This window comes from Aminiphilus sp., assembly GCF_029975095.1.
Classification (GTDB): Bacteria; Synergistota; Synergistia; order Synergistales; family Aminiphilaceae; genus Aminiphilus.
The window spans coordinates 1-14263 of the sequence record NZ_JARKPW010000002.1; the positions used below are offsets into that span (position 1 = coordinate 1).

Sequence of the window (14263 nt, forward strand, 5' to 3'; positions counted from 1 at the left end):
GCCGCATCTATTGTAAAATACAACTATTGATTTTGCAAAATAAACCATCCCCAAAACCGGGGACGCTCTTTTCAGTCGAGGATGTTTTCGCCGCGCCGAAAGAAACTGTCGGGAGAGGACATCCAGAGGATATCTATGAAAAAAGGCGGAACGAGAGGCGAAGAGAGGAAAGGTAAGAGGGAAGGGGAGGGGAGGGGAGGGGAGGGGAGGGGAGGGGGGACAAGACAAGACAAGACAAGACAAGACAAGACAAAAAAACAAGGGAAGCTCTGAAAAATGCCGCGCCGATTTCGGAAAAACGCGATGCGATCTGCAATCGAGAGAGGGCGAATCCTACTTGATCAGAACTTCCCAAGACAAGACAAGACAAAACAAAGCAAAGAGAGGGAGGAAGGAATAAGGAAGAAGAGAAGAGCATGGGGCGAAACGAAAAGGAACCACAAAGGACGCCGCTGTCCAAAAGGCTACGAGCCAAGGGAGAGCACCCCGGGAAAAAACAGAGAGGACCATGGCGAGTCTTTCGCTACGATGGCGTCACTCCAACAGCCCGCTCGCGGCGAGGATCCTTCGGCGTCAGCTTGTTACGGCATTCCTGCCGCGACGACACATGGCATCCCGGAAAAACCGGTTGCAACAGGTTGCCTTTCAGGCCGTCCGTCCGGTTTTGAGGACGCGGCCTGATCGTTTTCTTGCACATGTTTTGCCGTTGCATCGAGGGGGCGCGGGGACGACACGCTCCCTGCGGTCGTTTGCCCGGAAATCAGTTCCCGAGGATCCGGGCCGCCACGGCGCGGTATTCCTCCCGGCGGTCCCTGTGCACTCCCGTCCACCAGGGGCGCCGCTGCTCCACGTTCTCCACGACGCGGTTCGCCCGCGGCAGCACGCCCAAAACGCCGTACCGCTCCTGCACGGTCTCGGTGAGTTCCCGGTGGGTGGTAATGCGTCGGTCGTACAGGGTCACCACCACGTCAAAGCGGTTTTCAAGCTCCGGTTTCGTGGCGGCGACGAAGGAGGCCACCGCTTCGATGCCCGAGAGGGCGAAGGAGCTGGGATTCACGGGAACGAGAACCCGGTCTGCGGCGAGAAGTGCCGCCTGAGCCCAGCGTGAGAGGGAGGGAGGCGTATCCACGAGGATCAGGTCGTGCTCCTTCCGCACAAGGGCGACGGCCTCGCTCAGGGCCTTGAGGCGGAACTCCCGCTCGTAGAGTTTGCCCGTGGAGACGATGAGAGAAAGGCGCCCGTCACCGTCCCACCAGGAGGGCACGACGGCGCGTTCCACGGTTCCGGCGGGGAACTGGAGCACATCCGCCACCGTGGCGGGCACCTTTTCCATGGCACCGAGCGCAGCGGACATGTTCCCCTGGGGATCCATGTCCACGCAGAGCACCCGCTTTCCCGAGCGAGCCGCTTCTTCGGCGAGAATGGCCGCCAGCACGGTTTTTCCCACCCCACCCTTGTTGTTTACGACGACCAGAACGCTCACGTCGCTTCTCCCCTCCTTCTGCCTGCCATTCCGACGAGCACCGTTGCCGTCTCGGGGATTTCTGCCGGCATGCCGCTTCACATTCGCTCCATTGTACCGCACAAGAGCCGGGGACACGCTCGTCCGAGCGTCAGAAAAGCTTGCCGCCGATCTTCGCCTCCGCCGCGGGAGTGATGAAGGTGGCCTCGCCGCTCTCCGCCTTGGGGTACTGCACTCCCAGGATGAGCACCTCCGACAGGGTCTCCCCCACTCTGCGGGGCTCGAAGTTGAGCACCCCAAGAACAAGTTTCCCCTTCAGTTCCTCCGGCGCATGCTGGGTAAAACGCCCCACACTGGTGCGCACCCCGAACTTGCCGAAATCGACGGTGAGTTTGTAGGCTTTCTTCGGCGACGAGGGCTCCTCCTCCACGGTCACCACTCGTCCGAGGCGTATTTCCAGAAGGTCGAAGGTGGATTCCTTGTCCACCCGGGGTTTCGTCTGCTCCGGCATGTGGAACACTCCTTTCCGGCGGTCCCGGCAGTTCCAGCGCCTTTTTCGCCCGGTTCGATCAGTCGCTCTTCTTCCAGCGCTTCAGCTCGGGCATGACCTGCGCCATGAGGGAACGGGCCTGCACCTCGGGCATGATGCCATGCTCGTTCATGATGGCCACGCATTTGTCGATCATCTGCTCCATCGAGATGTCCGGTTCGGTGAAGGCGCCACCCGCATAGCACCAACAACAGTAGTCGTTGATGCGGAACCCCGACGCGGCGGTACCGAAATCCTCGGGTTTCTCCAGCGGCATGCCGCAACTCTGGCAGAACGGCCCTTTGGACATTGCTTCGCTCATGACAGATCCCTCCTTCGGAATGACTGGATGTAACAGAATACGCAGGGCCGCCCTTCCCGTTCGACCGCTGCATTTCCTGCATTGTAGCAGAGGAAGGAGTCCCGTCCAGAGCCACGTTCTCCACCCGCAAAGGCACGTCTTCGCTTTTCTCCGAAAAAAGGGGGGTGCGCAACGGTGTTTTTTCGCTACAATCAAACTATTCGAAGAAAAGCGTTCATTTTTTCGGTTCTGCGCCGGTTTGTTCGAAAGGGCTCGTCCGGGCTTTTCGTCCCCGGAGCCACCGACGCGGGCACCCGAGGTCGACGACGGTTTCTGCATCACGGAATGCACGCTCCCGGAACAAGAAGAGACACCCGAACCTTCTCCGGGTTTCCATAAGGAAGCCTTTGCGGGAGACGGGCGGAGGAAGAGCGAGGACATACGAAAGAGGACGGAAAAAGACCAGAACTGCGGAACGCGAGTTGGAAAGGAGCGCGAACGGAGAATGGAGAACGGAAACGGATCGAGAGGAATCGCCGCGAAAGTCGTTCCCGACATGACGGAGGTGCTGCGGGCATGGCGCGGCCTTCAAGGAAAGGTGTACACCACTCCCTTTGAGCACTCTCCCTTCTTGAGTGATCGCTCCGGGGCGGAGGTCTTCGTCAAATGGGAAAATCTCCAGCGCTGCCGCTCCTTCAAGATCCGGGGCGCGCTGAACCGGATGATGAACCTCACGGCTTCGGAGCGCGCCGCGGGAGTCGTCACCGCGTCGAGCGGCAATCATGCCCAGGGGGTGGCCACGGCAGCCCGGATGCTCGGGGTGCAGGCCCTGATCTACGTACCCGAGACCTGCCCGGAGGTGAAACAGGAGGCCATCCGCCGCATCGGCGGCGACTTCGTGACGCTCCGGCGTTTCGGCCGCCTTTACGACGACACCGAGGCGGAGGCGCTGCGGGTCTGTCGGGAGGAAGAGCGGATCTTCGTCTCCGCCTACGAGGACCGCTACGTGGTGGCCGGGCAGGGAACGGTGGGCGTCGAGATGTTCCTCGCCGAACCGGACCTGGAGGACATCGTCTGTCCTCTCAGCGGCGGCGGGCTTCTCGGCGGCATCACCGTCGCGGCGGGAGCGCTCGCACCGAAAGCCCGCCTTTGGGGTGCCCATGCAGCGGCCAATCCCTCGTGGCCCGAGGCGTTCCGTGCGGGCAAGGTGGTTCCCGTGGAGGAGCGGGACTCTCTGGCGGACGCCCTCGGCGGCGCGGCGTCGAAGCATCTCTTTCCCTTTCTGCGGGAACGCCTCACCGGCCTCGATGCCGTTTCGGAGCGGGAGATCGGGGAGGCCATCGCCTTTGTCCACCGCACGCACCACCAGGTGATCGAGGGCGGCGCCGCCACGTCGGTGGCGGCACTCCTCTCGGGGCGCCTTCCCCTCGAAGGACGCAAGGTGGGAGTGGTCATCTCCGGCGGCAACATCGACGAAGGACGTCTGCTCCGTCTCCTCTCCCCGGCGTAGTGGCCTCGTCCGCGACCTTTTCGCCCAAAGAGCACCCGCCGCGCTCGTCCTTTCGTACTCTCCAGCGCGTCGTCTCCATCGAGGCGCGCACCCTCTGAGCGCACGGACTCAAGGACATACCCCGCTGCGCCCGCGGCGGAAAACGGTTCATTTCAAGGGAGGAATGCCCCATGCACATCGCCGAGTTCGGTGTGGAAGAGTGGATGAACGCCTACGAGACCAGGGCGCGCCACAACGTGGCGGAAACCTGCGTGGAATCGCTCACGGTGAAGGAACTGCTGACGCTGGTGGGAAATCGGGAGGAGCACCTTGCCGCGCTGGAGCGGACCCATCTCACCTACGGGGACATTCCGGGATCGGAGCGGCTTCGGGGAGCCATCTCCTCCCTCTATCGGGGCAGGACCGCCGAGGACGTGCTCGTCACCGGCGGCGGCATCGCCGCGAACTTCCTTGCCCTCTGGAGCCTCACGGAGCCGGGGGACCACGTGGTGGCTCTGCTCCCCACCTACCAACAGCTCTACTCGCTTCCCGAGTCCTTCGGCGCACAGGTCACCCGCCTCTTCGCCCGGGCGGAGAACTCCTTTCTGCCCGACCTCGACGCCCTGCGGAAAGCCGTCTCGGACAAAACGAAACTGATCGTGCTGAACTACCCCAACAACCCCACGGGGGCGAAGCTCGACGAAGCCCTGATGAAGGAGATCGTTGCCATCGCGGACCGTTGCGGCGCATGGATTCTCTGCGATGAAATCTACCGGGGGCTCGAACACGACGCCCCCTACGGCACCCCTTCCTTCGTCGATCTCTACGACCGGGCCGTCAGCACGGGAAGCGTCTCCAAGGTCTATTCTCTCGCGGGGCTCCGCACGGGGTGGCTCACGGGTCCCAGGGACTTTCTCCGAACCTGTTTCCAGCACAGGGATTACACCACCATTTCCTGCGGCCGTCTCGACGACTACCTCGCGACGCTGGCCCTGGAGCACCGTGCGGTCATCCTGGAGCGCAACCTTCCCCTGGTGCGCACCAACGCGGCACTCCTCGCCGACTGGGTCGCCGCGGAACCCCGCGTCTCCTGCCTGCCGCCGAAGGCGGGAACCACCGCCCTGCTCCGGCTGGACATCCCCGTGTCCTCCGAGGAATTCTGCCGTCGTCTCCTGGAGGAGGCGGGGGCGCTCCTCGTTCCCGGAGAGTGCTTCGAGATCCCGTACACCGCACGCATCGGCTTCGCCCCGAAGACGGAGACGCTCCGGGACGGCGTGGGCGCCATCTCGAGCTTCCTGAAGCGGCTCTGAGCGACGCCGAAACGCCGCACACAGTGGGCGCAACGAACAGCGACACGCGACAGGACTTGACGCACCACAGGAAACGGACGTCGGTTCGTAAAGGCGGGGCGACTTTCCCGAAGAAAAGCCGCCCCGCCTTTACGTCGATCGCACGAAATCTTTCGCGCGCGGGTCACTTCAATGGAGCGATCACGAAGGAGTCGAACACCTCGCCCACCTTGACCGCTCCGTCTCCGTCCTCGCTGGCCCGGACAGCCTCCGCGGACATGCCTTCGGAAGTGACGGAAACCACCAGAACGGAACGATGCTGATTCTGCTCCACGATGGGGGCGTTTCCGCTGAAATGGAGGGGATCATCCTCACCTCTGTAGTTGTTGCCGATCGTAGCGGCCTCGATGTAGTTGACGCCGTTGATGAGGTAGCGCTCGTACACATGGGAATGACCGAAGTTCACGGCGTTGACGCCGTATTTTTCGTACAGGGGACGCAGTACGTTCCAACAGTGGTCACCAAGGGGATACATGGCCACGTCTGGGCTTACGGGGTAGATTACCGGGCGGGACATGGGCACCCATACTTCCGCACCCCGGTTCAGCATGTGCCAGTGCTGCACAACCCAGGTGAAACGACTCGTCTTGTTCTTCAAGTCCTCCTCCAGCCACCGGACCTGCGGGCTTTCAGGAGAGATATCGTCGAAGAGGATCCAGCCGGGAGCTTCGAAACCGCTCCAGGGGTGCCAGCGGAAGAGGGACAGAGAGACGATGTGGAGATCGCCGTAATCCGCTGAATACCAGTGCGTTCCGTTCTGTCCGTACTCCTGGTCCGGATAGAGCGGGCGAAAAAGCTGCATGTAGATGGAGAGCGTCTTCTTCGACGGATCCTGGGCAAGCTGCTTGTCGGTCCAGATGCGCTGGTCGTCCGCCTCGTGGTTGCCCGGACAAGGGAAGATGGGCATGTACTGGAGAAGCTTCGCTCCGTTCGCCGTCTGCTGCATGGCGGGAAACCACTCTTTTCCTTTTTCCTCGGGAGCGATGAAGCTCCCCTCCACGGGGAACCACTCTGCGGCCTTCCAGGGAGTGTTCTGGAAATCTCCGGCGTAGAGAATGAAATCCGCGTTCTGCCTGCCCGCCATGTTCACCGTCTCGACAATCTGTTTCTTCTGCTGCAGATCGGAAAGCAGGATGAAACTGAAGGGGCTTCCTCCCGCAACGGGTGCCGTTCTGAAGGAATAGACGGGGCCTTCCGTTGTCTTTCCTCCCTCTGCGACCACGGTCCGGTAGCGGTATTCCGTTCCCGGCTTCAATCCCCTCAATGTCGCAATGCGCTGAAATACCTTGAGTTCCGGATTTTTTTCCGGCTCAGGGTCGTATCCGTCGGCTTTCGCGGAGGTGCGCAATCCTTTCACTTCATAGAGGCGCGCCTCCTCCCTCCGCCCAAGTTCTTCCGTCTCACCGAATTCAACCCATGCCTCATCGCCCGCCTCGGCGAGAAGCCAGCACACGTTCATCTCCGTCGAGGGAGTCAGGGAGACGAGATAGGGTTCCGTGTAGGCTCTCGCCGCAAAAGCCGGCAACCCGCTGCAGACGACTAAAAGCAACGCCAGAAAAAACTTTCGCATGATCGTGCCTCCTCGTCATAAACTGGGATGGCACGAGCATACGCCGGAGAAATCAAAGATATGTGCCGGTTTTTTTTCATTTGAATCACATGGAGCAGGCACAGGGGCACCGGATTTTCGCGGGCTTTCCGGTCCGGCTATTTTCCTCCGCCCCAGGAGGCCTTGGCGTAACACTGCAACGCCAGAAGGACCGCTGAGGCGGTCTCCAGGGAGTGGAAGCAGGGGAGTCCTTCCTCGATGGCGGCGCGACGGATGGCCATGCCGTCCTTGACCATACCCACCCGGAGGCCCGGAACGTTGACGAGGAGCTGCCACCGCTTGCGGCGGATCTCCGCGAGCAGCGCCTCGCCCTTGGGAACGGTCTCCACGGGAAGCCCCCACCGCGCCAGGTGCGCCGCGGTGCCCGGCGTGGCCTCCACGGTCCATCCCTGAGCCAGAAGAGTCGTGGCAAGGGCGCAGACATCGCCCTTGCGGTCGTCCCGCACGGAGAGAAGCGCCCGCCCCGGGGCATCGAGGGAAATTCCCGCGCCCCGGAGTCCCTCCCAGAGCGCCTCCGCCACGGTGTCCGCCACGCCGAGGGCCTCACCCGTGGACTGCATGCGCGGCCCAAGCCGGGCGTCCACCCCTGGAAGCTTCTCCGTCGAAAAAACCGGCACCTTCACGCCGTAGGGGCCTTTGTAGGCGAACAACCCCGACTGCGGCACCATGTCCGCGAGGCGCTCGCCGAGGGCGATGCGCACCGCGAGATCCACCAGGGGGATTCCCGTGAGCTTGCAGACGATGGGCACGGTGCGGCTGGCCCTTGGATTGGCCTCGATGACCGTGAGCGCCCCGTCGTGGAGGACGAACTGCACGTTCAGAAGCCCCCTCACGCCCAGGGCGCCTCCGAGCTTGCGTACCACGTCGAGAATCTCCCGGCGGTGGCGCTCCGTGAGGGAAAGGTCGGGAAAGATCGCCAGGGAATCGCCGGAGTGAATTCCCGCGGGATCGAGATGTTCGAAGACGCCGGGCACGAGCACATCCTCCCCGTCGCAGAGGGCGTCCACCTCGAATTCCTTTCCCGGCAGGAAGCGGTCCAGCAGCACGTTCTGCCCCTCTCCCACGGCGAAGGCTTCCTCAAGGACCTCCAAGAGCTCCTCCTCGCCGGTGACCACCCGCATGGCCACACCGCCGAGGACGAAGCTGGGGCGCACCATGAGAGGATAGCCGAGCTTGCGCGCCTGCTCCACCGCGTCCTCCACGTTCCGCGCCGCGCCGCCCTCCGGCTGCGAGATGTCCAGGCGAGCCACGAGGGTGGAAAAGCGCCCCCGGTCCTCCGCAGCATCCACCGCGTCCTGCCCCGTTCCGAGGAGGCGCACTCCCCGGGCGGCGAGCTGCTGTCCGAGCCCCAGGGAGGTCTGTCCGCCGAACCCCGAGAAGATGCCGAAGACGTTTTCCCGGCGGAGCACCGCGAGAACGTCCTCCTCCGCAAGGGGCTCCACGTAGAGGGCATCGGAGATGTCGAAATCGGTGCTCACCGTCTCGGGGTTGTTGTTCACCATGATCGACCGCACACCCCGCCGCCGCAAAGCCTCCACGGCCTTGACGCAGCAGTAGTCGAACTCCACCCCCTGGGCGATGCGGATCGGACCGGAGCCGAGCACCGCCACGGCAGGGGCGCCCGCCGCAGGGCATTCCTCGCCCGCGGCACCCCAGACGCCGTAGAAATAGCCCGACCCGGCGGGCACTTCCCCGGCGCAGCCATCCACCTCGCGGAACCCCGGCGCGAGGCCGAGCACCTCCCGGGCGGCCTCCACATCCGCCGCCGTGCGTCCCGCGACCGCGGCAACGGCCTTGTCGGAGAAACCCAGTACCTTGGCTGCCCCGAGGGCCTCCGCCGAAAGTCCATCCCTGCGGAGGCGCTCCTCCGCGGCGACGATCCGGGCCATCTCCGACACGAACCAGGGGGCGATCCAGGAACGGCGGGCGATCTCCTCCGCGCTCACTCCCCGGCGCAGCAGCGTGAAGATGGCCTCGATGCGCCGGTGTGTGGGAGCGAGCACGGCCCTCCAGAGTTCCTCCTCCTTCAGATCCGCAAGGCGGGGATCGAAGAGCGGCTCCGTACCGGTGGAACGGTAGGCCTTGAGCAGTGCCTGGGGAAAGGAAAGTCCGAGGGCGAGAACCTCTCCCGTGGCCTTCATCCGGGTTCCCAGCACGGGATCCGCCTGGGGAAACGCGTCGAAGGGCCACCGGGGCAACTTCACCGCCACATAGTCCAGGGCAGGCTCGGAAAGAGCGCTGCCGACGCCGGTGACGGGATTGGGCATCTCCGTGAGGGTACGCCCAAGGGCAATTTTGGCGGCGATGCGTGCGATGGGATATCCCGTGGCCTTGCTTGCCAGGGCGCTGGAACGGCTGGCCCTGGGGTTTACCTCGATGACGGCGTAGTCATCCCCGTCCGGAGAGACCGCGAGCTGCACGTTGCAGGCCCCCCGCACGTCCAGAGCCTCCACGATGCGAAGCGACGCGGAGCGGAGGCGCTGCCACCGGCAGTCCGTGAGCGTAAGCACCGGCGAGACCACCACGGAATCCCCCGTGTGGACGCCCATGGGATCCACGTTCTCCATGCTGCACACGCAGAGGGCGTTGCCGGAAGCGTCCCGGACCACCTCCGCCTCGATCTCCCGCCACCCCTCCAGGTAGCGCTCCACCAGGACGCGCCTCACCGGAGAGGCCCGAAGTCCCGCCTCGACGCAGGCATCAAGTTCCGCGGCGGAGCGGGCCACTCCGCTCCCCGTGCCGCCCAGGGTGAAATCGGGTCGCACGATGAGCGGAAAAGGAGTCGTCGCGGCAAAGACTCTCGCGGCGGCGACATCGGCAACGCAGACACTCGCCACCACGGGCTCGCCGATGTCGAGCATGGTCTGCCGGAAGGCCTCGCGTCCCTCGGCGCGGGCAACGGTTTCCACGGGCGTGCCCAGAACGCGGGTACCGTAGCGCTCCCAGATGCCCCGCTCCGCGCAGGTGACGCAGAGGTTCAGCGCCGTCTGCCCTCCAAGGGTCGCCACCACCCCGTCGGGGCGGTGCACCTGGAGAATCTCCTCCACCACGTCGGGCAGGAGCGGCTTGAGATAGACCACGTCCGCCACGTCCGGATCGGTCTGAATGGTGGCGGGATTGCTGTTCAGCAGGATCACCGTGCACCCTTCCTCCTTGAGCGCCCGGCAGGCCTGGCTGCCCGAGTAGTCGAACTCGGCGGCCTGACCGATGCGGATCGGTCCCGATCCCAGAACGAGAATCTTTCGAGCGCCGGAGGAACGATCCGCTGCCGGAGACAGCATTGCTGCAGTGGATCCGGAGAGCGTTCCGAAATCGAGCTCACGCGTCATGGGAGGCCTCCTTGGCGAGATGCTGCAGAAAGGAATCGAAAAGGAACGCCGTGTCCCGGGGACCGGGACACGCCTCGGGGTGGAACTGCACCCCCCAGGCGGGGACGTTCCGGGAGGCGATGCCCTCCACCGTGCCGTCCCCCAGGTGACGGAAGGTGGCGAAAAGGCCCGCCCCATCGAGGGTCTCCTCCACTACGGCGTAGCCGTGATTCTGACTCGTCACGTACCCGCGGCGGCTCTCCAGGTGCAGCACGGGCTGGTTGCTTCCCCGATGCCCGTAGGGGAGCTTCGCCGTGCGGGCACCGCAGGCCTGGGCGAGAAGCTGCGTGCCCAGGCAGATGCCGAAGAGCGGCACCTTGCCGAGGAGGTGCGTCACCACGGCGGTCTCCTCCCGGAGCGCTGCGGGATCTCCAGGGCCGTTGCTCAGCACCACTCCGGCGGGGTTCCAGGCAAGGATCTCCTCCGCGGTGGTCGAGGCGGGAACGCGGATCACCCGGCATCCCCGATTCTCGAGGCTCCGGAGAATGTTCCGTTTCACCCCGTAGTCCACGAGGACCACCGTGGGTCCGTCTCCGCCTGCGGCGCACGTCTCGGAACAGGTCACCGTCCGGACCAGCGAATCCGGGAGGGCCTGGAGATGTGGCGCCTCCGATTCCCGGGCCAAACGCCCCATAAGGGTCCCCCGCTCCCGAAGGCGTAACACGAGATTACGGCAGTCCACTCCCGTCACGAGAGGCACTCCCCATTCGGCAAGCCACTCTCCGAGCCGGCGGATCCCCGGAAGCGGCGTGGATTCCAATCCCTGCACCACCGCCGCGGAAACCCATGGGCGGATTCCCTCCAGGGCGTCCGCGTCCACACCGTAGATCCCCTGGGACGGAAAGGTGAAGACCAGCATCTGTCCGCAATAGGAAGGATCCGAAAGAGACTGGGCATATCCTCCCATGGACGTGGAAAAGACAACTTCCCCGTCCAGCGCCGCCTTCAGGCCGAAGGGCGCGTTTCCGCGCCACCGTGTCCCGTCGGCGAGCGTAAGCCATACCGTTTCCATGCGCCATACACCTCCATCAGGGCAGAAAAAATGGGGCCGAAACGGCCCCACGGAGCGTACCTCATCCGAGCAACGGAACAGAAAGAGTCCTTCGCCGGCTACGCATCCGAAAGGAGGCCGTCTGTTGCCGCGGCCCCGCATCTGCGCTCCTTCGCGAAGAAATTTCTGTTTCCTGTATGCATCAAACGCACCTCCGGTTTCTTTCGGCGGACATTATACACAAGGAACCGAACTATGTACAGGGGTGAAAAAAGGCGGCACCCTCTTCGCGATGCCGGTCGCCCACGCGCCGGAGAGAACGCGTATCGACGAGGGCAGAGGGCGCCGCGCCGCACGGAACGGGCGGAAATCTCCGAAACGGCGACACGGAAAATCCTGTGCGCCGGCGGTCTACAGACGGAAAAGCCTGCCTCCGGTGTACGCCAGAGCGAAGAAGACGAAGTTCACCATCACGATGGACGCTCCCGCCGGGGCATCGAAGAGATAGGCCGCGAAGATTCCCAGGATCACCGAGGCGACCCCCGCGACAGTGGAAAGAACCAGCGCGCTGCGAAACCCCCGGGCGACCTGGAGGGCCGTCACGGCGGGAAAGATGATGAGACTCGACACCAGCAGCGTTCCCACCACCTTGATCCCGAGGACCACCGTGAAGGCCGTGAGCACCAGCAAAACGCTTTCCACCCGATCCGGGCGAATCCCCACGACACGGGCATATTCCGCGTCGAAGGTCACCGCGAGCAGGTCGTGATAGAAGAACACCGCCACCAGAACGACCACCAGGGAGAGCAGCGAGGCGCCCCATACTTCCGCGCTCGTCACGGCGAGGATGTCCCCGAAAAGATAGCTGAAGAGGTCCACGTTGAATCCCCGCCCCATGCTCGCGAGGAAGACGCCCACGGCCATTCCCGTGGCGGAGACCATGCCCACCGCCGCGTCGCCGAAGACAGCCCGCTCCGAGAGCTTGCGGATCAGAAGAGACGCCACCGCCGCGACGGGCATGGTCACAGAGAGGGGATACACTCCGAGGAGGAGCGCAAGCCCAATGGAGGCGAAGGCCGAGTGGGCCAGGCCGTCGCCGATCATGGAAAAACGCCGTAGGATCAGGAACACGCCGAGAAAGGCGCAGGAAAAGGCCACCACGCTCCCCGCGAGAAGCGCCCGCTGGACGAAGGTGTACTGCAGCGCCTGGGCGATCTGGGCGAAAAATCCGTCAAGCATGGGATTCGTGATGGTGGTGCTGCCGACAGACCAGATGCTGGAAGGCACCTCCGAGATAGCGGGTCACTTCCTCGGAACCGCAGAACTCGCCGAAAGCGCCGAAGAAGACGACCTTGCGGTCCAGATAGAGGATCTTCGAGGCGTACTTCCCGATGGTGGCGCTGTCATGACTCACCAGGAGCACCGAAGTGCCGAGCTGCCGGTTCAGCCGCTCCACGGTCTGGTAGAACTGTTCCCGTCCGTCGGGATCGAGGGCGGTGACCGGCTCGTCCAGCACGAGCAGCTCCGGCTCGGAGACGAGAGCGCGGGCCAGAAAAACGCGCTGGCGCTGCCCCCCCGAGAGACGCCCGATGAAGCGCGACCGCAACGAGGACACCCCCACCAGCGAGAGCGCCCGATCCACCGCCTCCTCGTCGGCCTTGGAAAGCCGTTTCGGAAACGTTTTCCGCGCCAAGAGCCCCATGGAGACCACCTCGGCCACCGTGGCGGGAAAACGCTGCAGCGGAAGAGTCGTCATCTGGGGAAGGTAGCCGACGCGGTCCCACCGGGAAAACCCGGACAGGGACTCTCCGAAGAGCCGCACGTCACCTTCCGCAAGCTCCACGAGGCCGAGGATCGCCTTGATCAGTGTGGTCTTCCCCGAGCCGTTCGGTCCCACGATGCCCACATACTCCCCGGAAGCAATGTCGAAACGCACCCGTTCCAGGACGATGCTCGTCTGGTAGAGCACCGTCAGGTCACGAACGGAGAGCAGCGGCGAAGAGCCGTCGGAGCGGCAATCCCGCGGGGATTCCGCCTTTGCGAAAGACCCGGCGGTCGCCTGAGGGGCTGTCACCGGCATGCCAGTCCTTCCCGAAGCCGAGCCAGGTTGTCCCGCATGATCCGGAGATAGGTGAGCCCCTGCTCACGCTCTTCCCGGGAAAGGTTGTGGGCGCCGTGGAGCAGGAGAAGCCGCGCCCCCGTCTCCGTTGCGATGGCCCGAGCGACCTTCGGGTCGATGAGTTCCTCGTGGTAGATCACGGAGGCTCCGGTGTGTTTCATGGTCTCCACCAGCTCCGCCACGGCCCGGGGGGACGGCTCCGCATCGGGAGCGAAACCCGGATAGGGGGACACGTGTTCGAGCCCGTAGCGGCGGGCAAAATAGCCGAAGGCAAAATGGCCGCCGTAGAGGATGGTCCTCCGTTCGCAGGAAGAAAGCCCTTCGGTGATCTCCCTGTCGAGGGCCGCGAGCTCCTTCGCATAGCTCTCGGCGTTGTTGCGGTAGATCTCGGCTCCCGCGGGATCCTTTGCGGCGAAAGCCTCGGCGATGGTGCTCACCATGGTCCGGGCGAGAACAGGATCGAGCCAGATATGGGGATCCTTGCCGTGATGGTGGTGGTGGTCGGAGGCATCCCCGGCGTGCGCATCCGCGCTCGCCCCATGGTCGTGCCCGTGGTGCTCCTCCTGCGGCGGCGCCGCGTGGGCGCCGGCCTCGCCGGAGTGGACATGCTCGTCACGCTCGTCCCCCTCGGCGAGTTCGATGCCGCGGCTCGTGTCCACCACGAGGAGCGCCGGATTGTCCACGCCCTTCACAAGGTTCTCCGCCCAGGGTTCCATGAATTCCCCCGTATAGAGGAAGACATCCGCGTTCCCAAGGCGGATCATGTCACCGGGGCGAGGCGCGTAGGTATGCGCCTCCACGCCGGGAGGCAGAAGCAGCGACACCAGGGCACGGTCTCCGCCCACCTGACGGGCGAAGTCGTAGAGAGGGAAGATCGTGGCCGTCACCTTGAGCTTCGCCGCCTCCGCGGCGGCCGCCCCGGAAAAAAGAGCCGTTCCGGCGACCAGAGCCAAAAGACCCGCCGCCAGAACCGGAAACGCATACTCCCGCCACTGCCGTTTTTTCTTCGAACTTTTCATGTGTTCCTCCTTTTCACACCGATTGTT

11 protein-coding genes are annotated in these 14263 nt (G+C 64.2%); 2 read left to right on the plus strand and 9 right to left on the minus strand.

Annotated features, from left to right (window positions below):
• Positions 1 to 760: 760 nt before the first annotated feature.
• From Q1K49_RS00015 to Q1K49_RS00025, 3 genes are all read right to left on the minus strand, one after another.
• A complete protein-coding gene (locus Q1K49_RS00015; protein ID WP_213693222.1) occupies positions 761 to 1483 on the minus strand; it encodes an AAA family ATPase in 723 nt (240 codons plus the stop codon).
• A gap of 130 nt (positions 1484 to 1613) precedes the next feature.
• Positions 1614 to 1973 carry a tRNA-binding protein gene (locus Q1K49_RS00020; protein WP_300521282.1) on the minus strand — a complete coding sequence of 120 codons (360 nt, stop codon included), beginning with the start codon at positions 1971 to 1973 and terminating at the stop codon, positions 1614 to 1616.
• A 58-nt stretch (positions 1974 to 2031) separates the two neighbouring features.
• The gene (locus Q1K49_RS00025; RefSeq protein ID WP_300521284.1) at positions 2032 to 2313 is read right to left on the minus strand and encodes a zinc ribbon domain-containing protein; all 282 of its coding nucleotides are present in this window, start codon (positions 2311 to 2313) and stop codon (positions 2032 to 2034) included.
• 484 nt (positions 2314 to 2797) lie between these two features.
• Here Q1K49_RS00025 and Q1K49_RS00030 point away from each other — a divergent pair, with 484 nt between their 5' ends.
• Complete coding sequence (locus Q1K49_RS00030) at positions 2798 to 3802, plus strand: threonine/serine dehydratase (RefSeq protein ID WP_300521286.1); 1005 nt, start codon at positions 2798 to 2800, stop codon at positions 3800 to 3802.
• Positions 3803 to 3972: 170 nt separating this feature from the next.
• Complete coding sequence (locus Q1K49_RS00035) at positions 3973 to 5091, plus strand: aminotransferase class I/II-fold pyridoxal phosphate-dependent enzyme (RefSeq protein WP_300521289.1); 1119 nt, start codon at positions 3973 to 3975, stop codon at positions 5089 to 5091.
• A gap of 163 nt (positions 5092 to 5254) precedes the next feature.
• Here Q1K49_RS00035 and Q1K49_RS00040 read toward each other — a convergent pair whose 3' ends face one another.
• The 6 genes from Q1K49_RS00040 to Q1K49_RS00065 form a co-directional block, all read right to left on the minus strand.
• Positions 5255 to 6700 (minus strand): metallophosphoesterase family protein, encoded by a 1446-nt coding sequence (locus tag Q1K49_RS00040; protein WP_300521290.1) that lies wholly within the window; start codon positions 6698 to 6700, stop codon positions 5255 to 5257.
• 137 nt (positions 6701 to 6837) lie between these two features.
• A complete protein-coding gene (carB, locus tag Q1K49_RS00045) occupies positions 6838 to 10068 on the minus strand; it encodes a carbamoyl-phosphate synthase large subunit (RefSeq protein ID WP_300521293.1) in 3231 nt (1076 codons plus the stop codon).
• A complete protein-coding gene (locus tag Q1K49_RS00050) occupies positions 10058 to 11119 on the minus strand; it encodes a carbamoyl phosphate synthase small subunit (RefSeq protein ID WP_300521295.1) in 1062 nt (353 codons plus the stop codon). The genes carB and Q1K49_RS00050 overlap by 11 nt, the downstream gene beginning before the upstream one ends.
• A 390-nt stretch (positions 11120 to 11509) precedes the next feature.
• Complete coding sequence (locus tag Q1K49_RS00055; protein WP_300521297.1) at positions 11510 to 12385, minus strand: metal ABC transporter permease; 876 nt, start codon at positions 12383 to 12385, stop codon at positions 11510 to 11512.
• Entirely contained in the window at positions 12330 to 13178 is an 849-nt protein-coding gene (locus Q1K49_RS00060; RefSeq protein WP_300521300.1) for a metal ABC transporter ATP-binding protein, read from the minus strand. The genes Q1K49_RS00055 and Q1K49_RS00060 overlap by 56 nt, the downstream gene beginning before the upstream one ends.
• On the minus strand, positions 13169 to 14236 hold the full coding sequence (locus Q1K49_RS00065; protein ID WP_300521303.1) for a zinc ABC transporter substrate-binding protein: 1068 nt from the start codon (positions 14234 to 14236) through the stop codon (positions 13169 to 13171). Before Q1K49_RS00065 ends, Q1K49_RS00060 begins: the two co-directional genes overlap by 10 nt.
• Positions 14237 to 14263: the final 27 nt, after the last annotated feature.